Raw genomic sequence first — 24,225 nt, 5'->3', positions numbered from 1 at the left:
ACATGGATATACAAACTTGGACTTGGGTTATCGTTGGAATTACATTTGCATTATATATTGGTATTGCCATTTGGTCAAGAGCCAGCTCTACGGGCGAATTTTATGTTGCTGGTAAAGGCGTGCATCCTATTGCTAATGGATTAGCCACTGCTGCCGATTGGATGTCGGCTGCATCTTTTATTTCTATGGCTGGCATTATATCTTTTAGCGGTTATGACGGCTCGGTATATTTAATGGGCTGGACAGGTGGCTATGTGCTTTTGGCTTTACTTTTGGCACCATATTTACGAAAGTTTGGGAAATTTACGGTGCCAGATTTTATTGGTGATCGTTACTATTCTGATATAGCCCGCGTAGTAGCAGTTCTTTGTGCTTTATTGGTTTCTTTTACATATGTTGCAGGTCAAATGCGTGGAGTAGGCTTGGTGTTTTCTCGTTTTTTAGAAGTAAACATTAATACTGGAGTTCTCATCGGTATGTTTATCGTATTGTTTTATGCTGTCCTTGGTGGGATGAAAGGAATTACCTATACTCAAGTTGCACAATATTGTGTATTGATCTTTGCCTTTATGGTTCCAGCAATTTTTATTTCCATACAAATGACTGGAAACCCTATACCTCAAATAGGATTTGGAAGTACCGGTAGTGATGGGCTTTACCTCTTGGATAAACTGGATGGTTTACATCGCGAATTAGGTTTTCATGAGTATACATCTGGCAGTAAATCAAAAATAGATGTCTTTTTTATAACTGCGGCATTAATGATTGGCACAGCAGGTTTACCACATGTAATTGTTCGTTTCTTTACAGTAAAAAAGGTAAGTGATGCTCGAAAGTCAGCTGGCTGGGCATTATTATTTATTGCCATTCTATATACAACTGCTCCTGCAATAGCAGTTTTTGCCAGAACTAATATGATAGAAACGGTAAGTAATAAAGAATATGAAGAGCTACCAGAATGGTTTAATAATTGGGAAACCACTGGATTAATAAAATTTGATGATAAGAATAAAGATGGAAAAGTTCAATATGTTTCTGACGCTTCTAAAAATGAATTGACAGTCGATAGAGATATTATGGTGTTAGCTAATCCAGAAATTGCTGACTTACCTAATTGGGTAATTGCTTTGGTTGCCGCTGGTGGGTTAGCCGCTGCATTGTCAACTGCTGCTGGTTTATTGTTAGTGATCTCATCATCAATTTCTCATGATCTAATTAAAAAGATTATTAAACCGAGTATTTCGGAAAAAGGCGAATTGGTAGCTGCTCGTTTATCCGCTGTTGTAGCTGTAGTAATTGCTGGTTATTTTGGGATTAATCCTCCCGATTTTGTCGCAGCAACAGTCGCATTAGCCTTTGGGCTAGCCGCAGCATCATTCTTTCCGGCTATAATTTTAGGGATTTTTTATAAACGAATGAATAAAGAAGGTGCCATAGCAGGCATGGTGGTGGGTATCTTATTAATGCTTTACTACATGCTACGATTCAAATTTGATTGGTTCGGTGGTGGTACCAAAGAAGATTGGTGGTTTGGTATATCACCTGAAGGTTTTGGTACAGTAGCTATGTTTGTTAATTTTATAGTGTCAATAGTGATTTCAAAATTTACACCTGAGCCTCCAAAAGAAGTACAGCAAATTGTGGATAATATTAGAATACCATCTGGTGCTGGTGAAGCTACTCATTAATTCTTTACAAATTTGACAGTTTTTTGACGTCAATTATAGAAAAAAATTCATTGAGATTAGTTTTTTTTATACATTGAGCTATCTTAAAATATTCGTATGGTATCATTATCTACTTTTGATTACGCTCTCATTATACTATTTTTTGCCATTACCTTATTTATTGGTATTTGGGTTTCAAAAAAATCAGGTAAAAATTCAACCGAATTTTTCCTTTCGGGACGTAATATGCCTTGGTGGTTATTAGGGTTATCAATGGTAGCAACCACTTTTTCAACTGATACTCCTAATTTGGTAACAGATATTGTTAGAACTAATGGCGTTTCCGGAAACTGGGTGTGGTGGGCTATGTTACTAACTGGACTTCTAACAGTTTTTGTCTATGCAAAATTATGGAGAAAATCTAATGTGAAAACTGATCTAGAATTTTACGAATTAAGATATGGAGGCAGACCAGGTATATTTTTGAGAAAATTTAGAGCTATTTATTTAGGTGTAATCTTTAATGTAATTACTATGTCGGCAGTTACCTTGGCCGCTATAAAAATTGGAGGTATTATGCTCGGGTTAGAGCCATGGCAAACAGTGGTAAGTGCAGGTCTAGTAACTGTAGTTTTTAGCGCAGCAGGTGGGTTTAAAGGAGTTGTTTATACAGACTTTTTGCTATTTTTCGTTGCTATGGGTGGTGCAATTGGTGCTGCCTACTATTTAGTGAACTTACCTGAAGTTGGTGGCATAGAAGCAATAATTACTCATGAAAATGTTGCTAATAAGCTATCAATAATTCCTGATCTAAATGATAAAAATGCTCTTATTACACTTTTAATCATACCACTTGCAGTACAATGGTGGAGTTCGTGGTACCCAGGATCGGAACCAGGTGGAGGTGGCTATATAGCACAACGAATGTTAGCCTCTAAAGACGAGAATCATGCTATTGGTGCTACTTTTTTCTTTAATATCATGCATTATGCCTTAAGACCTTGGCCATGGATTATGGTTGCTTTAGCATCTCTAGTTGTATTTCCTGATCTAGCAAGTATTCATGAAGCTTTTCCTAGTATACCAGAAGACAAATTGGGGCATGATTTAGCTTATTCTGCTATGCTTACAAAACTACCAAGTGGACTACTAGGATTAGTTTTGGCTTCTTTAATTGCTGCATATATGTCTACAATATCTACTCAATTAAATTGGGGCTCTTCATATATAGTTTATGATTTTTATAAACAACAAATTAATCCTAAAGCTTCAGAAAAGAGATTAGTAGCAGTTGGTAGAATATCTACTGTAGTGCTAATGGTTTTAAGCGCTTTACTAGCATTGCTTTTACAAAACGCTTTACAACTTTTTAACTTGCTTTTGGTATTCGGTGCTGGTACTGGATTAATATTTATTTTAAGATGGTTTTGGTGGCGCATTAATGCTTGGTCAGAAATTACTGCCATGTTTGCATCTGGAATAATTTCATTATTATTAATTGTTCCATCTATACAGTCGTCTCTATTTGGTAAAAATGAAGGTGTTTTTCCTGAATGGTTTCAATTTCCATTTGTTGTTTTCGCAACAACATTTATATGGTTATTGACTACATTTATTACGAAACCTGAAAGCAAAGAAGTACTTCAAAATTTTTATAAGAAAATACAACCCGGAGGTCCAGGTTGGGCAAAAGTTATTAATGATGCAAAAACTGAACAAATAGACTTAGTCGAAGGTAATGAAAAATGGAGTGTCCCTTCTGGAATCTATGCAATGCTATTAGGTTGCTTATTAATTTATAGCACAATGTTCGCTACTGGGTATTGGATATATGGGAAAACAAAATTAGCACTGATATTCACTACGCTAGCTATAATATCAGGATTTTTATTAATTAAGGTTTGGAAAAAAATTAAAGCTAAAATATTATAACAATAATTATATTTCTCTTATAATTTAATATCATTTTCTTAAATCGTAATCAATATCGCTTCTTTTAGCTTCATTTTTTGGTTAAAGAGGCTATAAGTTTTACTTTTAAACGAAATTAGATCAAGTTTAAACTATGAGCAACTACCACATAAAACATTTAGAAGAATACTATCAAGTTTATAGAAAATCTATTCGTAATCCAGAGGTTTTTTGGGAAGAGATTGCCGAAGAACATTTTATTTGGAGGAAAAAATGGCACAATGTTTTAAGTTGGGATTTTAGCAAACCAGAAGTTAAATGGTTCAAAGGTGCTAAATTAAATATTACCGAAAATTGTATAGATCGACATTTAGCAACTCGAGGCGATAAAACTGCAATTTTATTCGAACCTAATGATCCTAAGGAAGCTGCAGAACATATCTCTTACAATCAATTATATCATCGTGTAAATAAGTTTGCTAATGTTCTAAAACAACAAGGAATTAAAAAAGGTGATAGAGTTTGTATTTATGTCCCCATGATTCCCGAATTAGCAATTGCTGTATTGGCTTGCGCTAGAATTGGCGCTATACATTCAGTAGTATTTGCGGGCTTTTCCTCAACTGCTTTGGCTACTAGAATTAATGATGCAGAATGTAAAATGGTAATTACCGCTGACGGTTCTTACAGAGGTGCTAAAACAATCGACTTAAAAGGAATTGTAGATGAAGCTTTAAAAGAATGTTCTTGTGTAGAAACTGTATTGGTTGTTAAAAGAATTAATTCTGATATTGATATGATAGAGGGTAGAGATAAATGGTTACAACCTTTATTAGATACTGCCTTAGACCAATGTATTGCAGAAGTGATGGATGCAGAAGATCCGCTTTTTATTCTGTACACATCTGGTTCTACAGGAATGCCTAAAGGAATGGTACATACAACTGCAGGTTATATGGTATATACAGCGTACACGTTTAAAAATGCTTTTCAATATAGAGAGGATGATGTGTATTGGTGTACAGCAGATATTGGCTGGATTACTGGCCATAGTTATATCGTTTACGGTCCATTAGCTAATGGAGCCACCACTGTTATGTTTGAAGGCGTTCCTAGTTATCCTGATTTTGGACGTTTTTGGGATATTGTCGAAAAGCATAAGATAAATCAATTTTATACGGCGCCAACAGCCATCCGTGCCTTAGCTAAACAAGGTGTAGAATTAGTTGAGAAATATGACCTATCATCTCTAAAGGTATTAGGAAGTGTCGGTGAACCAATAAATGAAGAGGCCTGGCATTGGTACAATGAAAATATTGGTAAAAAACAGAGCCCAATAATAGATTCGTGGTGGCAAACAGAAACTGGTGGAATGATGATCACACCAATTCCTTACGTAACACCAACAAAACCTACTTACGCAACTTTACCTTTTATTGGAATTCAACCATGTTTGATGGATGAAAATGGCAATGAACTCAAAGGAAATCAAGTAGAAGGAAGATTATGTATAAAATTCCCTTGGCCAAGTATTGCTAGAACCATTTGGGGAAATCATCAACGATACAAAGACACTTATTTCTCTACATTTGAGAATATGTATTTTACAGGCGATGGATCATTACGAGATGAAGTAGGTTATTATAGAATTACAGGTCGTGTAGATGATGTTATTATTGTTTCTGGGCATAATTTAGGTACTGCACCGATTGAAGATGCTATTAATGAGCACCAGGCAGTTGCTGAAAGTGCTATTGTAGGTTTTCCTCATGATGTAAAAGGAAGTGCACTATACGGATATGTTACTTTAAAAGATACTGGTGAAAGTCGAAATCATGACAATTTACGCAAAGAGATCAATCAATTAATAGCTGATAGAATTGGCCCAATTGCAAAGCTAGATAAAATTCAATTTACTGCTGGTTTACCAAAAACACGTAGTGGAAAAATTATGAGAAGAATTCTACGAAAAATAGCAGAAAAAAATACTGACAATTTAGGAGACATTAGTACACTTTTAAACCCCGAAGTTGTACAAAATATTATGGATAACTCGTTATAGTTTTCTGTCTTTTTAAAAGGAAAAAAATTAATAAAGAAAGTATTCCAAACACAGAAAACCCAATGAACAAAGGCAAGACTGAATCTTTTACAAAAGAACCAATATAGTTAGCTATTGGCACTGCCATAACTGTAGATACAAATCCATTAATTGCAGCTCCAATACCAGCAATATGTCCTAATGGCTGCATGGCCAAAGCTCGCAGGTTTCCGAAAAGGAACCCTATCGCAAAAAATTGTATTGCAAAAAATCCAATTAAAACCGCCAAACTAGGATTTGTTCCTGACCAAAATAACACTACATACAATAATGAAATAACTACATAGGCAATAGTACCTATATAAGCAATACGCCACATTCCGTATTTAACAACCAACTGGCTATTTAAAAAAGTTGCTAATCCTACAGAAATAGCTAGGCTGGCAAAAATATATGGAAACATATCAGCCATATCGTATTGTTGTTCAAATATCTGTTGCGAAGTACTTAGATACACCATGAAAGAACCTGTTATAAACCCTGAAACCAAAGTAAAGGCAATTGCATCTTTATATTTTATAAATTCTTTGGCTCCGTCTGTAAACAAACTCCATGTAAATGGTATTTTATTTTCAGTTTTTAAAGTTTCATCTTGCCGTATCCAGAACCATAACATTACTAGCAAGCCAAATATTAAATTGACATAAAAAATTACTTTCCAGTGGTAATAGTTTAAAATAAACTGACCTAAAGCTGGCGCTATTACTGGCACTAGAATAAATACCATTACCACAATAGAAACAATTTTAGCCATATAATCACCACTATATCTGTCTCTTATAATTGCTATTGCCATGGTTCTTGGTGAAGATAATCCTACTCCTTGTAATACCCGACCAAGAATCATCATTTCAAAATTCTTAGTTGTTACACAAATAATACTAGCAATAATAAATAGAATAAACCCTACATATACTACTGGTTTTCTTCCAAAACTATCAGACAACGGCCCAAATATTAACTGACCAAAACCCAAGCCAAGAAAGATCATTGTTATTAATAACTGATTATCATTAGTATTAACAACACTTAAATAAGAGCCAATTTCTGGTAAAGCTGGTAATAATGCATCAATTGATAACGCTACAATAGACATTAATGAAGCCATTAAGGCCACAAATTCTAGTTGAAGTTTAGCTGTATTTTTTTGCATTGAGCAAATGTACTCGAATTCTATAGAGATAAATTACAAATACATAAATAAGTTAAACATTTGTAAAAATCAGTTTTGCATTCAACATATTAGTATTTTTATATTTCTAAATTAAAATCAATGCAATTCAAAAAAATCACAATTCTATTTTTAGCACTAATTAATATTAATTCAACTTTAGCGCAAGAATTAACTTTCGAAGAATACAATCCTAAATCTACTTTGGTTGTACCAGGTAAGATTATTAAAAAAGCAAAGTTTCCTTTTATCGATGTACATGGGCATCAATACAGAATGCCTGAACAAGACCTAGCGCCGGTAATCGCTGCCATGGATACCTTAAATATGGGTATTATGGTAAACCTTAGTGGTCGATCTGGCGAGAATTTAAAAAAGTCTGTAAAAAATATTGCAGATAATTACCCTAATCGATTTGTTGTTTTTGCAAATGTAGATTTTAAAGATGTAGGTACCGAAGGCTGGGCGCAAAAAGCGGCTGATCAATTAGAACAAGATATTAAAAATGGTGCTCGAGGATTAAAAGTTTATAAAAGTTTAGGTATGTATAATAAAGATTCTGATGGTAATCGATTAAAAGTTGACGATCCTCGCTTAGATCCTATTTGGGCAAAATGTGCAGAGATGGGGGTTCCGGTTTTAATACATACTGCTGATCCTAAATCTTTTTGGGATGAATTTAATGGTGATAATGAACGCTGGTTAGAATTAAAAACGAAGCCAAGAAGAAAAAGAGAAGCAGACAATCCTGCACCTTGGGAACAAATTATTGCTGAACAACATAATATGTTTAAAAAGCACCCAAAAACCAAATTTATAAATGCACATATGGGTTGGTATGCCAACAACTTAGGAAAATTAGGGCAGCTACTTGATGAAATGCCTAATATGTATGTAGGCATAGGTGCTATTATTGCTGAGCTAGGTCGTCAGCCTCGTTTTGCAAAAGCGTTCTTTATAAAATATCAAGATAGAATCCTTTTCGGGAAAGATAGTTGGAAACCAGAAGAATTTCCAACCTATTTTAGAGTCTTAGAAAGCGATGACGAATACTTTCCATATCATAAAAAATATCATGCTTTTTGGGCAATGTATGGATTAGATTTATCGGATGAAGTTCTAAAAAAGGTTTACTATAAGAATGCTTTAAAATTGGTTCCTGGCTTAAACAAATCGCTGTTCCCAAATTAAAATATTATCTATGAAACCTATTTTATATTTAGCAAGTCTTTTATTAATTATATCTTGTACTAAACAATCACAAGTTAAAGACAACTTAAACCTTGCTTCTAAATTGAGTGGTTCATGGAAAGCTGATGCCTTTTTAGGGGAATTACACGAAACTTGGGAACTTGATAAAAGTGGTTGGATGCAGCAGCAAGGTTATTATATTGAAAAAACCGACACAAGCTACAGTGCAAAAACTAGAATAGAAAAAGTAGGTCAGGATATTATTCTTTTTAGTGTGATAATAAATTCAAACCCTAAAATATTTAAAGCCATAAAGTCTAACGAAAATGAAATCATTTTCGAAAACAAAGACTATAAAAATCCGTACCAAGTAAAATATGAATTTATAGACTCATATAATTATAAGAGAACTATAACAGGATATGAAAAAGACAGCTTGGTTAGCTATGAATTCAACTTTAAAAAGCAATTACATTAACAATATTAAATTATGAAAACTATCCTTTGTACTTTATTCCTCACCGTATTTATGAGTAGTGTTTTTTCTCAGCAAATACCAGATACCACCTATAATCCAACAATCCAAAAGCCCATGTATACTACTGGAAAGGGTTCTGTAATTTTTATAGATGAAGGACATCATAATTTTCATACCAAAGATGGTAACTACTGGGCATTTGCAAACTTATTGCGAAGAGATGGTTATACTGTTAATGGATATACTGGAGAATTCGAAACTAAAAAATTATCTAAAGGGAAAATTCTAGTTATTTCTAATGCTTTAAATGAAATAAATGTTAGAAACTGGTATTTGCCTACACCTTCTGCTTTTTCAAAAAAGGAAATTGAAACTACTAAAAACTGGGTTAAAAATGGCGGAAGTTTGTTCTTAATTGCAGACCATATGCCGATGGCTGGTGCGGCGGAAGAATTAGCAACAGCTTTTGGGTTTGAATTTACAAATGGCTTTGTATTTAATACAGAATCTAATCGAGGTACAGCCTATTTTAATAAAGAAAACGGTACGCTATCAGAAAACGTAATTACCAAAGGAAATAATTCAAATGAGACTATTAATAAAATCACATCTTTTACGGGGCAAGGATTTAAGATTCCAGAAGATGCAACTTCTGTATTAACTTTTGAAGATAATTATGTAAACATGCTACCTGACACGGCTTGGGTGTTTAGAGACATCCCTAGAACACCTGTTAAAGGATGGTCACAAGGTGCTTATAAAAAATATGGTAAAGGTAGAGTTGTAATGTGGGGTGAAGCCGCTATGTTTACTGCACAATTAGCGGGACCTAACAGAAGACGTTTTGGTATGAGCCTAGATATTGCAAAAGAAAATTACCAATTACTACTTAATATCATCCATTGGTTAGATGGTAAACTAGATTAGATTTCAGATTTAAATTCTGAACTATCGTTATGTAATTTCATTGCTCTTCTAGATAAAAATATTCCGACTATTAGCGAAACAAAAGCCCCTGTCCAAATTCCTGGAACAAAAGGTATAAATAAAAAGAAATCATAAGCTCCGTGGAAAATAATGGCTAATAACAATCCTGTTAAATTCAGTACAGTTCTATTTTTAGAAAATTTAGCTTTACCCATAAAATACCCCATTAAAACACCAAAAGTTGCATGTGCTGGCACAGCTGTAAATGCCCTAACTATTGCAGTTTCTACACCTCCTTCTAAAACATAGAAGATATTTTCTGTTACTGCAAAACCCATTGAAACCATAACCGCATATACGATACCATCAAATGGTTCATTAAATGCTTTCTTTGGTTGCGCATAATAGCGCACAATAATGTATTTGCTAAATTCTTCGATCAAAGCCACCATAAAAAATGCTTTTAAAAATTGCTGAAAAACACTTTCTTTTTCGAATGGCGGAAAAATAGATTGAAATAAAAAATACAGAATAGTGGTAACTATTATACTAACAATAGCACCCAATAAAAAATTACTTATCAATAATTTTTTTGGTTCTTTTTCGTGCTTGTCTTTAATATAAACATAAAGAATTATAATTAATGCAGGAGCTACAGCTAATAATAGTAATTTCATAGAAAAAGAAAGCCTTAATTTGAGGCTTCTATTTATTTAAAGTAACTAAAAGTTTCTCCTTCTTCAATCTTTAATAACGATTCATAAATTAATCGAATAACATTTTCTACATCTTCTTTATGCACTGTTTCTACAGTTGTATGCATATAACGTAAAGGCAATGAGATGAGCGCCGAAGCCACACCAGAATTACTATACGCAAAAGCATCGGTATCTGTACCAGTGCTTCTAGACAACGCAGATCTCTGGAATGGAATCTTCTTTTCTTCTGCAGTGTCTGTAATCAAATCACGTAATTTTTGTTGTACTGCCGGTGCATACGCAATAACAGGCCCCTTGCCTATTTCACAATGACCCTGAACCTTTTTATCGATCATAGGTGTAGTAGTGTCGTGTGTAACATCAGTTACAATCGCGGCATTGGGCTGAATACGCTCTGCAATCATCTGTGCTCCTCGCAAACCAATTTCTTCTTGTACAGCATTTACAATGTATAAACCAAAAGGTAATTTCTTTTTATTTTCATGCAACAAACGGGCAACCTCAGCAATCATAAATCCACCCATTCTATTGTCTAAAGCTCGGCAAACGAAATTAGTTTTATTTAAAATATGAAATTCATCTGGATATGTAATAACACAACCAACATGCACGCCTAACTTTTCTACTTCTTCTTTCTTTTTACAACCTACATCAATAAAAATGTTGTCAGGTTTTGGCGGTACTTCTTTTGCTCTACTACGCGTATGAATAGCCGGCCAGCCAAACACTCCTTTTACTATTCCTTTTTTAGTATGAATATTTACCACCTTGCTAGGTGCGATTTGATGGTCTGAACCTCCATTACGAACTACATAAATTAAACCATTATCAGAAATATAATTTACATACCAAGAGATTTCATCCGCATGTCCTTCTATAACAACTTTATATTCTGCTTGAGGATTAATAACCCCGACTGCAGTACCGTAAGTATCGGTAACAAACTCATCTACATAAGGTTTAAGGTAATTCATCCAAAGCTTTTGCCCATCCCATTCATAACCTGTAGGTGAGGCGTTATTTAAATATTTTTCTAAAAAAGTAAGTGATTTTTTATTAAGAATGCTCTTTTTAGCCATTGTTAAAAATTATTTACACGAATGTAATAATTTATAGCTAAATAAACGTTAATGTTTAATATGAGTCTTATAAATATTATACTTTTGGAATGGTATTTGAAAATCATCCTATTAAAGGTAAAATGAAGTATATTTTAACATACATATTCGCATTTTTTATGCTGGGAATCTTTGCTCAACAGGTAAAGAAGGATACCATCATAGGCGACCTTATTATTATTAAAGGAGATTCGGTGGTTATTCCTTTAGATGAAGTTGTGGTATTGAGTAAACTCAAATTTGATTCAACTAAAGAAAAACGTTATTATTATTGGTATTGGAAAAAAGTTCAGAAGGCATATCCCTATGCGAAATTAGCAGCGGACAGGTTGATTCAACTAAATGATCAATTAGCTAAAATTCGCTCTAAGCGGAAGCGTAAACGGCATACCAAAAAAATGCAAAAATATATGGAAGGTGAGTTTACAGATGAGCTTAAAAAAATGACACGTACTGAAGGGCGGATACTTATAAAACTGCTGCACAGGCAAACTGGATTAACAGCTTTCGATCTTGTTAAAGAATATCGTAGTGGCTGGAAAGCTTTTTGGTATAACACCACTGCTAATATGTTCAAACTTTCGTTAAAAAGTGAATATCATCCAGAAAGTGAACCCATAGATTTTTTAATAGAAGATATCTTACAGCGTTCTTTTATAAACGGAAGTTTAGAAGAACAAAAAGCAAGACTACCAATTGATTATTACGAGGTTTCTAAAAAGTTTAAAGATATAGATGTTATAGCTACAATCAATAATCGATAAACTTCTCAAAGTTAAAACATTGTTAAAGTCTTTTTTTCTATTAAACCTTATCAATTCTTATCAGTCAAAGTGGTGTATAAAAAATTATTAATCACAAAAACTTACATTATGAAAAGATTATTCAGTATAGCATTAATAGCTTTATTTTCTATTGGTGTCTTTGCACAAGAACAGAAAAAAGAACGCAAACGTCTTAAATTTACAGCTGAACAGATTGCAGAATTGCAAACTAAAAAAATGACGCTAGATCTTGAGTTATCTGAGCGACAACAACAACAAATTTTTGAGATCAATAAGCAAAAGGCTATTGAGCGTAAACAAAAGATTACAGAGTTAAAAACTTTAAGAACTGAAGGCAAAAAGCCTTCTAACGATCAACTTTTTGAGTTAAAGAAAAATAGATTAGATAAACAAATTGCGCATCAAGCTGAGATGAAAAAAATCTTAAATGAAAAGCAATTTGATGCTTGGAAAAAAACCAGAAAACATCGCGCTCATAAAGGAAAACGGAAAATGGCAAAACGCAAGATGAAGAAAAGAAGAGTGAGGCATAGAAAAGCTCAAGATAGAAAATAAAAAAAGCGGCTAATGCCGCTTTTTTTATAATTCTACATATATTTTTTGACCTATCGAAAGTTCATTGCTTTTTAATCCATTTAACCACTTTAAACGATCTACTGTTAAGTTATAATACTTGGCAATAGAATATAAGGTGTCGCCTTTTTTAACTTTTATATAAGTGCCTGGTTTTGCTGGTTCTTTCTTTTTAACCTTAGTAACACCACCTGCATATTTTTTATTAAAATCATCGTATTTGTACAGCTCATATAATTCGATAAGGCCTATTAGTTTTTTTGGATATTTAGGATCTGTAGCATAACCTGCTCTTTTTAATCCTTTAGCCCAAGCTTTATAATTGGTTAATTTTAAATCGAACAAACCTTCATATCTTTTTCTACCAAATAAAAACAATGAATGGTCTCTAAAAGATGATAGTGGATGTTCATATTTTCTAAAACATTCCTGTCGAGCATCATCATCGTGATAAATACGTTTTCCTCTCCAGCTCTTATGGCATTTTACGCCGAAATGATTGTTTCCTTTAACAGTTAACCTACTTCTACCGCTATTCGATTCTAATATACCTTGCGCTAATGTTATACTTGCAGGAATCTGGTACTTCAGCATTTCCGCAATAGCGATATCATTATACTCTTCTATATAAGCTAAAGTACTTTTATGCAAATTGGGTTTACGCTTTTTAAGATTGTATACCAATTCGTCTGCCATAGGTACTCTTTCTACGCTTATTTCTTTAACAGGAATAGACTTCTTAACAACTGTTTTAGTGGAAATAGATACAGGTGGTTTACTTTTAGAAGAAACAATGGTTTTCTTTGAACTACAACTTGCTAAAAGGGATACTATAACAACTACTATTAAAAAAAATACTCCTCTCATGTCTTAATCAACTGCTTACTTTGCAACTTTAACTTTCTATTTACACCTTCTATTCCTTGCAAACCTCCGGTGTGAATTACTAAAATCTTACTATCTTTTTCAAAGTATTTTTTCTCTACTAAATCTACAATTCCGTAAAGCATTTTTCCTGTATATATAGGATCTAAAGGGATACTCGTTTGTAGTTTAAACTGATTGATAAACGTAATTAATACCTCATTTATTTTACCATAGCCACCAAAATGATAATTAGTATTTATTTGCCAGTTTCCTCTTCTTTTGGTGAGTTTTTTAACTTCATCAGTTAAAAAATCGCCTTTCAACGCCGAAAAGCCTACAATTTTCTGATAGGCTTTCGCGGAATTAATTAACCCAGCAACAGTTCCTCCAGTACCAACAGGCACACAAATATAATCGTATTTTGCATCATCAACTGTTAAAATTTCTTCACATCCTTTAATAGCATGTTCATTGGTTCCCCCCTCTGGAATCAAATAAAAATCACCATATTTTCCTCTAAGATCTTCTATAAAATCAAGCTCATTTTTTTTTCTATAATCTTTTCTAGATATAAAATCAAAATACATACCACAGTTTTGAGCATAGCTTAGTGTAGGATTATTAGAAATTGTATCTTTTAGCTCTTCTCCGCGAATAATTCCTATTGTTTTAAAACCAAATTTCTTACCTGCAGCTGCCACAGCTGTAATATGATTAGAGTAGGCTCCTCCAAATGTTAAAAGCGTGTCTTTTTGTTGGTTTTTAGCCTCTTGTAAATTGTATTTTAGCTTTCTATACTTATTACCAGAAATTACAGGATGTAGTAAATCTTCCCGTTTAACGGTTAAAAATATACCTTCAAATTCTATGGATTGATTGACGCTTTTCATGAATAATCGAGGCGAATATAGGCAATAATACTAAAGAAATATCTGTTTAGAATTGTGTAGCTTTGTTGCGATAATTTATAAAAATGTACAATAAATTACCTGAGTTAGAACCTGACGATTTTTATTATTCTGAGCAAGGTTATAAAGTATTTACCGAGAAATATCACTTAAAACGTGGTTATTGTTGCGAAAGTGGTTGTAGACATTGCCCTTATGGCTATAATAAGAAAACAAATTCTCAGAATTAATAAACCGTAATATTAAAGGAATTCGGCATGATTCTTGTTAATTTATTTTTACGTTTTCAACCATGTTTTGAGAACGATATTCAGTAAAAGATTATCTAAATATATATTAACAGCATGAAATTTGTAAAATTACTCTTACTGGCAATACTGTTTGCAAGCACATCGTGCGTTTCTGTAAAAGTGGCTTCAGACTATGACAGGTCAACAAACTTTAATGAATTTAAGACCTATGCCTTTTATAAAAAAGGAATTGACAAAGCTGATATTTCTGACCTTGACAAACGAAGAATCTTAAAAGCTATTGAAAAAGAATTGGCAGCAAAAGGATTTGCAAAATCTGAGAATCCTGATGTCTTAGTGAATATTTTTACCAAATCAAGCAATAAGGTAAATGTACGCAACAACAACTTTGGTTGGGGTGGCTTGGGACCTTGGGGTCTTTGGGGACCATGGGGTTTAGGTGCTTGGGGCTGGGGAGCTTGGGGCCCTTGGGGTGCTGGAGCTGATGATTATCAGATTACTCAATCCGTACAAGGTACTTTGTTTATTGACTTAATAGATGCCAAAAAAAGAGAATTGGCTTGGCAAGGTATGGGTACCAGTTCATTTCGTCCTACTCAAAAAATTGAAAAGAAAGAAGAACGTCTTAAGGGTTTTGTGTCAGAAATTATGGCAAATTATCCTCCTAGCGCAGAATAAAATAGAGATTAGTATTTAATATAATAATGATGAAAATTACAAAACTACTTGTACTAACCGCCCTTTTCATAGCCACTTCATGTGCCTCGGTTAAAGTTGCATCTAATTATGATGATAAAACCAACTTTGGCGAGTATAAAACCTTTGCCTTTTATAAAAAAGGGATTGATAAAGTCGATATTTCTGATCTAGATAAACGCAGAATACTAAAGGCCATTGAAAAAGAATTAGAAGGAAAAGGATTGACAAAATCTAACAATCCTGATGTATTAGTGAATATCTTTACTAAATCACGTAAAAAGATTGATGTCTATAATAACAATCGTTACTTTGGATGGTATCCGTGGTATTATGGAGGTTTTGGACCTTTAGGGTTAGGTTTTGGATCTAATGCTTACCAAACCGTTACTAAGTCTACTGAAGGAACCTTATTTATAGATCTAATAGATGCAAAGAAAAAAGAATTAGCATGGCAAGGTGTAGGTACCGGTGCTTTGCGTTCTGCAAAAAATATTGAAAAGAAAGAGGAACGAATTAGCGAATTTGTTACAGAAATTATGGCCAATTATCCACCAAGTGCCGAATAGGCAACGTTTATATTTTCTGTTTGATTGAAAATCCCGAAACGAACGAATGTTTGTTTTGGGATTTTCTTTTAGTCTTCTATCCTTTCATGAACGCTTTCCCACTCCATCATTAGCTTATCAGCTAAATCTTTTTTAGCTTGATATTTTGCAAAAAAATCAGCGTCTGAGGTTAATTCCTCGTACTTAGCTGCATCCATTAGCTGAGTATCTATCTCTTTTATTTCTTGTTCAAGGTCCGCTATTTGAGTTTCTAGTTTACTCAACTTGTTTTGAAGCTTCTTTAATTCTTTCTCATCTTCATAAGACTTCTTATTAGTTGAAGTCTCTTTAACTTCTTTAACTTTAGTTCTCTTTTCTACCTCTCGCAGATTTTCAAGATTATGTTCTTCTAAATAATAATCTATATCACCTAAATATTCTTTAATACGGCCATCTTTAAACTCATAAACTGTTTTAGCAGAACCTTGTAAAAAATCACGATCGTGTGATACAAGAATTAATGTACCTTCAAAATTATTTAAAGCTTCTTTTAATACATTTTTAGAAGCAATATCTAAATGATTGGTAGGCTCATCCATTACCAATACATTAAATGGAGATAATAACATTTTACATAATGCTAAACGATTACGTTCACCACCAGAAAGTACTTTTACTTTTTTCTCTACATCGTTTCCACCAAACAAAAAAGCACCAAGCATATCTCGTACTTTCACACGATTACTATCGTTAGAAGCATCTTCCATGGTTTGAAGAACTGTTTTATTGCCGTCTAGGTATTCTGCTTGGTTTTGAGCAAAGTATCCTATCTGAACATTATGGCCTAGCTTTAAATCTCCATCGAAAGGAATCTCACCAACAATCATTTTTGCTAATGTTGTTTTTCCTTGGCCGTTCTGACCAACAAAAGCAATTTTACTACCTCTTTCAATCAATAGATTAACATTACTTAGCACCTGTTTTTCTCCATAGTTCTTAGCTAAATTTTTAGCTTCAATTACTACTTTACCTGGATTTACAGATAATGGAAAACGTACCTTCATCACAGATTTATCTTCTACATCTACTTCTATACGTTCTACCTTATCGAGCTTTTTTATTAATGATTGTGCAAAAGCAGCCTTACTGGCTTTATAGCGAAATTTTTCAATTAGTTGTTCTGTCTGTTTTATTTCTTTTTCTTGATTTCTTTGTGCTTGTAATTGCTTTTCCATCAATTCTTTACGCTGAATCAAATATTTAGAATATGGGTACTTATAATCATAAATATTACCCATAGAGATTTCGATAGTTCTATTTGTCACATTATCTAAAAACATCTTATCATGCGACACCAACATAATAGCACCTGAATAACCTTTTAAAAACTCTTCTAACCAAATAATCGATTCTATATCTAAGTGGTTAGTAGGTTCATCTAACAACAAAATATCGTTATTTTGTAGTAATAATTTTGCTAACTCGATACGCATACGCCAACCACCAGAAAAAGTATCGGTCAGCTTATCAAAATCTTCTCGTTTAAAGCCTAGACCTTGTAATATTCTTTCGGTTTCTCCTTGATAATTATAACCACCTAGCAATTCATACTGCTGTGTATAATCATTTAAATCAATAATTAATTGATTATAAGCCTCACTTTCATAATCTGTTCTCTCTGCAAGCTGCTTATTGACTTCATCTAGTTTTCTTTCTAATGCTTTAATTTCAGTAAATGCCTCATACGCTTCTTCTAAAACGGTTCTGCCAAAGACAAAATCTATATCTTGTTTTAAAAATCCAATACGGATATCTTTTTCCAAAGCCAACGTACCACCATCTATTTCTTGCTCTTTAGCGATAATCTTTAATAGGGTAGATTTACCTGCTCCATTTTTACCAACCAAGCCTACTCTATTACCAGGATCTAATTTAAACGTGATACCAGAAAATAAATCTTCTCCTGCAAAAGAAACCTTTATGTTATGAGCATTTAGCATATTTTTTAAACTCTGTTTAGCTTTAAATTTTAACTTTGCAAATCTAATCAAATAAGAACATTAATGTTTAAAAAAGGAACGAAAGCCTATAGTATTTTTAAAAATAAATGTCCTAAATGTAATGAAGGTGAATTCTTCGAGGACAGTAATCCGTTACATTTAAAAAAGGTATTAAAAACAAATGAATACTGTATTAATTGCGGATTTAAATATCAAATAGAGCCTTCCTTTTTTTATGGAGCTATGTACGTTTCTTATGGATTAACAGTTGCTATTTCTATTGTTACCTTTTTAGTATTATACTTTTTAGGGCTTAACTTGATACAGGTGTTTATAGGAATTATTATTTCCCTAATATTATTTACGCCATTTACACTTCGCTTAGCTAGATTGATATATATAAATATGTTTGTGGGATATGATGCCAACTATAAAAACGAAGCAGGTATACAAGCAGCTAAGCTTCAAAACGACTGATAGAAACTTCTTTGGGTAATTCTTTTCCTATTTCCAAATAATTAAAAAGTAATTGGGCCATTTTTGGAGCCAACATAACACCTCTTGTTCCTAATCCATTTAAAATTGCTAATTGCTTATGCTTATTGTGTACACCTAATAATGGTCTGCGATCTTTAACTGTTGGCCGAATACCCGCAATATGATCAACAATTTCATAATCTATATTAATAACTGTTTCTAATTTATCAATTAGTTCTTCTTTCCCTTTTTGTGTAGGTTTAGATGTCTTATCACCCCAGTTAAAAGTAGCACCAACTTTATATAAATCTTTACCTAAAGGCATTATAAAAATAGAAGACTTCAACATTACATCTAGTTTTAAATCAGGAGCATGAATAGTTATCAATTCGCCTTTAGCTTCGTTCATAGGCAAATGATTGAAATAAGGGTTCTTTTTTAGACCAAATCCTTCGCAAAAAACGATTTGTTTAGCTGTAATGTCTTTATAATTAACTGCATTAGTATCATATTCAATCACCTCATAATCAAAAGATTTATTAAATAATTTGTTAGACTCTGTTAGATGTTTCTTATAATCTGCTATTAATTTTTTGATGTTAATTTTTCCAGTTTCTGAAAGTTTTCCGTAACCAAAAGGAGCTTTTATAGCCATATTTGAATTTTGAATCACACTAGGAATCATAAATTCCTTAAGCACAGGCTTATCACAAGCTACAAACCAATCATTTTGTTCTTCTAAAGACGAAAATATTCTATAAGTATCTTGCTTATAGTCGTATTTAGAATTGAATTTTTCTTCAAGTTTATTGTAAAATGGTAAAGCAATTTCTAATTGTTCTTTAGCACCCCAAACAGGTGTAAATCTCTTTAATACAACCGGGTTATAAGCTCCAGCTGCTACTAGTGAAGATTGTTGAGAAGCATCCTCAAAAACAACAAAAGATTTATGGTGTCTTTCTAAGGTTTCCGCGAAAGCTAAACCAGCCAACCCAAAACCAACAATAATATAATCTACTTGCACATTGCAAAAGTAAATGAATAGCAACAAAAAACTCCTGCCAAAAGACAGGAGTTTTAATTTTTACTTTATAAGAAACTTAGTAGTTCCACATATCTAGTTCTTTATTTCTGATATTCTCTTTGAGCTTATCAGCTTCTAGAACCTGAAACAATGCGTTTCCTTTAATATATTCTGCAACATCTCTGTTACCATATATATTTTCTTCTCTATAAATACTGGCTACAAATCGCCTAGCATTTAGTAAATGATCGTATGACAATGGAAATGCCGAATTCTTATTATTGAACACTTTCATGTTATGAGTTATCTCTCGAGCACCAGGATACCATACCCAAAATAATGGGATTAGTTCTTGATCAACAGCATCTTGGTCTAAGAAATTCACATCAGGCGCTACAGGAGCAAGACCCAGTAAACGATATTTTAGTTCACCTTGTCTTTTATCAAAGTACCACACACCTTTGATCTTAATTCCAGCAATCTCACCTGAAGTTAAATCAACTCTATCAATATACTCATCAGTTAATGTTTCACCAGCATTCAAAATTTCGATACCAGCATCACTCGTGTCAATTCTAGACAAACGCCCTTGAATTTCTTTAAATGTTAACTTATTCTCGAAATAAGAATCGTCATACACATCTACGATCTCTCCACTTCTAATTCCTCTAAGCAATGTATCATAAAGAGATCTTCTGCTAGAACTTATATTACTTGTATCTACAGGGTAGTAAAAAGGTAGATTGATCTTTTCGTTTAAATCTATATATTCCCATACTACTTTAGACCATAATATATCTCTATCATCAATATATCCATACGGCAACGGTCTATCATTATCTGCAGCTAATTGCTCAACAGTTTTTACTCCTACTTCTTCAGGAATCGTTGCGTTTAATAAATTAGCCTGTGCACTGATTGCATTTGTTGCTAGAACGATAGCACATATTGCTAAAAAACCTCTCCAATTCATAATATTACTTCTTATTATTTAATTTGTATACTCAAAGGATTCACTTTCTTTAAGTAATATCCGCTGTTACCTTGTAACGATGCCTTCACATCAAATATTGTAACCATATCTCCTTTTCTTGCTTTACCTAAAGCTCTAATAGCAGCAGCATTAAATTTTCTACCTTTTACTATTACAGTTGGCGAACCAGGTACTTTTACACTAAAGCCAGATACATTCAAATTAAGATCGAACACAAAATCTGGTAACGTTGCACCAATAGTTACTTTTTGTAACGTAGTCTTAGGCATTTTAATTACACCATACTCATTTCTAGCTGTTGCAGCTGGAGCAGGAATATCTTTAATTCTGAAAGTTTGACCTGAAGTTACAGGAGTGCCATCTGGTAATTTAGCAGACACGTTTATCTTAACCTCTCTACCTTTACCAGGACTCATCATATATTTACCAATTCCTTTTACTTTACGTAAACCAGCAGCAGTTGCTTTTACAGCATTATCTGGTACACCAGGCATAGATATAGTAATAGGGTTTTGTACACCTCTATATACAACATTCATTTTATCTGCAGAAATTACAGCGCTATTAGGCTTAGCAACTACAGCATAAGTTTGATTAATTGGTAAGCTAACTAGAGAATCTCCTTCTTTAAAAATAAATTCACCTTTAATGTCATTCTCACCAACATTACCAGCTGGGAAATCTAATACAGCTCCACCACCTTCGATGTTAGTAATCTCTTTACCGTTTATAATTACTTTATGAGGTTTTAATGTAGCATCATATTTACCTAATACTACTTTACCTTTAAAGTTGTTACCTTGCAGAGTAGCTGGTGTTTCAGGTACTAAGATTGTAGTGTAATGTTTCATAGAAACATCACTTTCTAACTGACCTTGAACCATTGAAGTCAACATTTCATTTTCAGTAGCCTTAACATCTGCTTGCATTTGCGATATGTTAGTAATCGTAGTAATTAATGGAAAACCTTCGTAACGATTGTTTATCCATGGTTGTGTACCGTCTTCTATTTCTTGATCAGAAGTATCAAAACGCTTATTTACATTATCTACAATTTCTTTATAATCCTTACCTAAAAGTTCTGAAACTTTTGTTCGATAATTATTAACTTTATCTACAAATGCTTGACCATCTGCTGTAAGGTTCTCACCTTCAAAAAAGTAGGTATTACCTTTATCTTCACTATCCATTGACTCATAATTAGTAGGATCTTCAATACCTTCTACTAGAGCCGATTTCATTTTTTCAAGGTGATTGTTAAAATCAATTGATAAAGCTTGCACTTGTTGTGCTCTCTCATTATGAGATTTATACTTCTCTGGTTGATCTTCAGCTTTCGTCGCTAAACTTGCATAAGTTGCAACGTTTCTTGTCTCTGACGTTGCATTAGCATCCGTCAGTTTTTCGTTCATGAAGCCAAAAGCTGATAAAACTTGTTTTGACATATTCATTGCTAACATCGCAATAAATACCAAATACATCAAGTTAATCATCTTCTGCCTTGGTGATAATTTGCCTCCTGCCATTTTTAATAGATTTTAAGGGTTAAAGTTTCGGTTAGTTAAGCCTTAATTAAGCTCTATTATTTGACATTGCAGACAACATACCGCCATATACTCCATTTAATGAAGATAAGTTCGTAGCTAAAGATTCCATTTGATCTTTTAATCTCTCAGTATTCTCAGCAACAGCATCACTCATTTGAGCTTGACGCTCTGCGCTATCATACTGTACTTTATATAAACTATTCAAAGACTCCATTTGAGTAGCAGCCAATGATAATTGCTCACTATACTTGTTTGTAGCGGCTACAGAATTTGCAGCAGGCTCAATATTTGAAGCAGCATCTGCAAAACTTTCTATACTTGTAGCAAGACGACCCATTTTTTCTGAATCTAAATTTGCTTCTGCTAACATTGAATCTAACTTATCAGAAAGTCCTTCTCCATTCATACCTTTCTCACCAGCTTCTCCGCCAGCTAACTCAGGATATACTAAAGACCAATCTAAATCTTCTTCAACAGGTTCAAAAGCTGAAATTACGAAAATAAATGCCTCAGTTACAAGACCAATAGTTAACATTACACCACCAGTTAATGGTCCGATGCTATAGTGTAAGATTTTAAATAATGCTCCAATTAATACTACTGCAGCTCCAAGGCCGTAGGCCATGTTCATTAGTTTTTTACTTTTGTGTGATTGTGCCATAATTTTTAATTTTAAGTTTTGGGTTAATGTTTATTAGGGTTAATTTAATTTTTATTCTTTTTCCCTTGAGTAGAACAATTCTCTTTAAGAAATTCCTACTTATAGGATTATTTTTTATCTTTCATTTTGGTTCCTAAATAATCTTGTACAGTTCTAAAACCGATGTAACTTCTTGCTGAATCTCCATACTCATAATCACGAGTACTTACTTCCAAGAAATATGCCACATCTTTCCATGAACCACCTCTAATTACTTTACGTAGGTTAGTAGCGTCATTTACGTTAGGATTCATAGTTGAACCTAAGTAATATGATGATGGATTGTAAGCTGTGTTCGTCCATTCCGAAACATTACCAGCCATATTATACAAACCATAGTCGTTTGGTGTAAATGATTTAGCTTCCATAGTATATAAAGCACCATCTATTGCATAGTCACCTCTTTCTGGTTTAAAGTTTGCTAAGAAGCATCCTCTATCGCTATATGTATAAGGACCACCCCAAGGATATTTAGCATACTCTAGACCTCCACGAGCAGCATACTCCCACTCAGCTTCAGTTGGTAGTCTAAAACTTGGTATTTTACCTCCATTTTTAGTATTGGATAAAAACTTATTCTTCTTTTGTGTTCTATAGTCACAAAATGCTTTTGCTTGTTCCCATTTTACACCCACAACTGGATAATCATTATATGCTTGATGCCAGAAATAATCTTGGTGCATAGGGTCATTATAAGAGTAATTGAAATCTTTTACCCATACAGTAGTGTCTGGATATACCTCAACTAAATTCTTTTTAATAAAATCTTTTCTGTTACCACCTCTTTTGCGAGCAGCAGCTTCTCTATCAAAAGTAAAGTACAAATACTTTAACTTTTTAGTATTAATGGTTCTTCTACCATCGTATGATTCTGAAATTGGAGCATATAAACTATCCATAGCTTCAGCATAATACTCATCAGGATATTCATTTACATTCCAAACTAAATCAGCATCCCAGTTTAATGCCTTACCCTCTGTAGGAGAATTTAAGTCACCTAAACTACCATAGTTATCCATCATATATTTATAATATACGTTGGCAGTGGTATCTGGTTCTGCGAATTTATATTTTTGAATACCTTCTCCACCTCCACTAGTTTGAGCTCCTCCTTCTATGTCTGCACTTTCAGCACCAAAACCTTGCTCTTCAGCAAGTAATGCTAATTGCGTTCTTAAAACTGAGTCTCTAACTCTTACTACAAATTCTCTATATTCTGCATTTGTAATTTCTGTTTCGTCCATATAAAATGGATTTACAGTTACAGTTCTTGTTGGTGCATTTAATGCTCCTGCAACATCTTCTTCCTCTTTACCCATAGTAAAAGCTCCACCAGGAATCAATGTCATACCCAATGGCTTTTCTGGAAAGAATTTCTTTTTAGATCGAACACCTACCAACTCACCTCTGTCTCCAGACTTACAACTGGATAATATTACTGTAACGGCTAGTAAAAAGTATACGGTTAATTTTTTCATAAATGTAAATTTATAATCCCGTTAAGGGGTACTATTACTCGTTTTTAATAAAACTTTTTAAGTTAAAATGATCTGAATTTTTGCTTCGAGATCA

The 24,225-nt window shown here is 33.3% G+C and carries 23 protein-coding genes; 12 read left to right on the top strand and 11 right to left on the bottom strand.

The window, feature by feature from the left end; genetic code table 11:
* The first annotated feature begins 2 nt into the window (after positions 1–2).
* The 3 genes from AC3IF2_RS01955 to acs all read left to right on the top strand — a co-directional run bounded on the left by AC3IF2_RS01955 (position 3) and on the right by acs (position 5,640).
* Entirely contained in the window at positions 3–1,688 is a 1,686-nt protein-coding gene (locus AC3IF2_RS01955; RefSeq protein ID WP_489165328.1) for a sodium:solute symporter family protein, read from the top strand.
* Positions 1,689–1,784: 96 nt separating this feature from the next.
* Positions 1,785–3,599, top strand: coding sequence for a sodium:solute symporter family protein (locus AC3IF2_RS01950; protein WP_489165327.1), 1,815 nt, complete (start codon positions 1,785–1,787; stop codon positions 3,597–3,599).
* Positions 3,600–3,732: 133 nt separating this feature from the next.
* A complete protein-coding gene (acs, locus tag AC3IF2_RS01945) occupies positions 3,733–5,640 on the top strand; it encodes an acetate--CoA ligase (protein WP_489165326.1) in 1,908 nt (635 codons plus the stop codon).
* Here acs and AC3IF2_RS01940 read toward each other — a convergent pair.
* A complete protein-coding gene (locus tag AC3IF2_RS01940; protein ID WP_489165325.1) occupies positions 5,621–6,832 on the bottom strand; it encodes a multidrug effflux MFS transporter in 1,212 nt (403 codons plus the stop codon). The genes acs and AC3IF2_RS01940 overlap by 20 nt on opposite strands.
* 120 nt (positions 6,833–6,952) lie before the next feature.
* Here AC3IF2_RS01940 and AC3IF2_RS01935 point away from each other — a divergent pair, with 120 nt between their 5' ends.
* From AC3IF2_RS01935 to AC3IF2_RS01925, 3 genes are read left to right on the top strand one after another with little or no spacing between them, the layout of a single operon-like run.
* Positions 6,953–8,041 (top strand): amidohydrolase family protein, encoded by a 1,089-nt coding sequence (locus AC3IF2_RS01935; protein WP_489165324.1) that lies wholly within the window; start codon positions 6,953–6,955, stop codon positions 8,039–8,041.
* 10 nt (positions 8,042–8,051) lie between these two features.
* On the top strand, positions 8,052–8,519 hold the full coding sequence (locus tag AC3IF2_RS01930; protein ID WP_489165323.1) for a DUF6265 family protein: 468 nt from the start codon (positions 8,052–8,054) through the stop codon (positions 8,517–8,519).
* A gap of 12 nt (positions 8,520–8,531) precedes the next feature.
* Positions 8,532–9,446 (top strand): hypothetical protein, encoded by a 915-nt coding sequence (locus tag AC3IF2_RS01925; protein WP_489165322.1) that lies wholly within the window; start codon positions 8,532–8,534, stop codon positions 9,444–9,446.
* Here the strand turns inward: AC3IF2_RS01925 and AC3IF2_RS01920 are convergent.
* Together AC3IF2_RS01920 and AC3IF2_RS01915 are read right to left on the bottom strand one after the other, a co-directional pair.
* Complete coding sequence (locus AC3IF2_RS01920) at positions 9,443–10,123, bottom strand: PrsW family intramembrane metalloprotease (RefSeq protein ID WP_489165320.1); 681 nt, start codon at positions 10,121–10,123, stop codon at positions 9,443–9,445. The two genes, AC3IF2_RS01925 and AC3IF2_RS01920, sit on opposite strands and share 4 nt — an antisense overlap.
* 32 nt (positions 10,124–10,155) lie before the next feature.
* Positions 10,156–11,244 (bottom strand): M42 family metallopeptidase, encoded by a 1,089-nt coding sequence (locus AC3IF2_RS01915; RefSeq protein ID WP_489165319.1) that lies wholly within the window; start codon positions 11,242–11,244, stop codon positions 10,156–10,158.
* A gap of 158 nt (positions 11,245–11,402) precedes the next feature.
* Between AC3IF2_RS01915 and AC3IF2_RS01910 the strand changes: the two genes are divergently transcribed.
* Complete coding sequence (locus tag AC3IF2_RS01910) at positions 11,403–12,047, top strand: DUF4294 domain-containing protein (RefSeq protein ID WP_489165318.1); 645 nt, start codon at positions 11,403–11,405, stop codon at positions 12,045–12,047.
* Positions 12,048–12,155: 108 nt separating this feature from the next.
* A complete protein-coding gene (locus tag AC3IF2_RS01905; protein WP_489165317.1) occupies positions 12,156–12,623 on the top strand; it encodes a DUF4890 domain-containing protein in 468 nt (155 codons plus the stop codon).
* Positions 12,624–12,647: 24 nt separating this feature from the next.
* On the opposite strand, the gene AC3IF2_RS01900 is transcribed toward AC3IF2_RS01905, so the two are convergent.
* Both AC3IF2_RS01900 and AC3IF2_RS01895 read right to left on the bottom strand, forming a co-directional pair.
* On the bottom strand, positions 12,648–13,508 hold the full coding sequence (locus AC3IF2_RS01900; RefSeq protein WP_489165316.1) for a glucosaminidase domain-containing protein: 861 nt from the start codon (positions 13,506–13,508) through the stop codon (positions 12,648–12,650).
* Positions 13,505–14,398: a 1-aminocyclopropane-1-carboxylate deaminase/D-cysteine desulfhydrase gene (locus AC3IF2_RS01895; protein WP_489165315.1), complete on the bottom strand. Its 894-nt coding sequence runs from the start codon at positions 14,396–14,398 to the stop codon at positions 13,505–13,507. Before AC3IF2_RS01895 ends, AC3IF2_RS01900 begins: the two co-directional genes overlap by 4 nt.
* 83 nt (positions 14,399–14,481) lie before the next feature.
* On the opposite strand from AC3IF2_RS01895, the gene AC3IF2_RS01890 reads away from it, so the two are divergent.
* From AC3IF2_RS01890 to AC3IF2_RS01880, 3 genes are all read left to right on the top strand, one after another.
* On the top strand, positions 14,482–14,646 hold the full coding sequence (locus AC3IF2_RS01890) for a C1orf53 family protein (protein ID WP_489165314.1): 165 nt from the start codon (positions 14,482–14,484) through the stop codon (positions 14,644–14,646).
* 114 nt (positions 14,647–14,760) lie between these two features.
* On the top strand, positions 14,761–15,345 hold the full coding sequence (locus tag AC3IF2_RS01885) for a DUF4136 domain-containing protein (RefSeq protein ID WP_489165313.1): 585 nt from the start codon (positions 14,761–14,763) through the stop codon (positions 15,343–15,345).
* 29 nt (positions 15,346–15,374) lie between these two features.
* Entirely contained in the window at positions 15,375–15,932 is a 558-nt protein-coding gene (locus AC3IF2_RS01880) for a DUF4136 domain-containing protein (protein WP_489166901.1), read from the top strand.
* A gap of 68 nt (positions 15,933–16,000) precedes the next feature.
* On the opposite strand, the gene AC3IF2_RS01875 is transcribed toward AC3IF2_RS01880, so the two are convergent.
* On the bottom strand, positions 16,001–17,911 hold the full coding sequence (locus AC3IF2_RS01875) for an ABC-F family ATP-binding cassette domain-containing protein (protein WP_489165312.1): 1,911 nt from the start codon (positions 17,909–17,911) through the stop codon (positions 16,001–16,003).
* 63 nt (positions 17,912–17,974) lie between these two features.
* Here AC3IF2_RS01875 and AC3IF2_RS01870 point away from each other — a divergent pair, with 63 nt between their 5' ends.
* The gene (locus AC3IF2_RS01870) at positions 17,975–18,388 is read left to right on the top strand and encodes a DUF983 domain-containing protein (protein WP_489165311.1); all 414 of its coding nucleotides are present in this window, start codon (positions 17,975–17,977) and stop codon (positions 18,386–18,388) included.
* Here the strand turns inward: AC3IF2_RS01870 and AC3IF2_RS01865 are convergent.
* The 5 genes from AC3IF2_RS01865 to porK form a co-directional block, all read right to left on the bottom strand.
* Entirely contained in the window at positions 18,369–19,412 is a 1,044-nt protein-coding gene (locus AC3IF2_RS01865; RefSeq protein ID WP_489165310.1) for an NAD(P)/FAD-dependent oxidoreductase, read from the bottom strand. The genes AC3IF2_RS01870 and AC3IF2_RS01865 overlap by 20 nt on opposite strands.
* Positions 19,413–19,488: 76 nt before the next feature.
* Positions 19,489–20,385, bottom strand: a complete 897-nt coding sequence (gene porN, locus AC3IF2_RS01860; protein ID WP_489165309.1) for a type IX secretion system ring subunit PorN/GldN — start codon at positions 20,383–20,385, stop codon at positions 19,489–19,491.
* Positions 20,386–20,399: 14 nt separating this feature from the next.
* Positions 20,400–21,932 carry a type IX secretion system motor protein PorM/GldM gene (porM, locus tag AC3IF2_RS01855; RefSeq protein ID WP_489165308.1) on the bottom strand — a complete coding sequence of 511 codons (1,533 nt, stop codon included), beginning with the start codon at positions 21,930–21,932 and terminating at the stop codon, positions 20,400–20,402.
* Positions 21,933–21,978: 46 nt separating this feature from the next.
* On the bottom strand, positions 21,979–22,614 hold the full coding sequence (gene porL, locus AC3IF2_RS01850; protein WP_489165307.1) for a type IX secretion system motor protein PorL/GldL: 636 nt from the start codon (positions 22,612–22,614) through the stop codon (positions 21,979–21,981).
* 107 nt (positions 22,615–22,721) lie between these two features.
* Positions 22,722–24,131: a T9SS ring complex lipoprotein PorK/GldK gene (porK, locus tag AC3IF2_RS01845; protein ID WP_489165306.1), complete on the bottom strand. Its 1,410-nt coding sequence runs from the start codon at positions 24,129–24,131 to the stop codon at positions 22,722–22,724.
* Between the last annotated feature and the right edge of the window lie 94 nt (positions 24,132–24,225).

The organism is Maritimimonas rapanae, assembly GCF_057837205.1.
The sequence above is the reverse complement of the archived record's forward strand: the minus strand, read 5'-3'. Positions and strand labels throughout refer to the sequence as shown.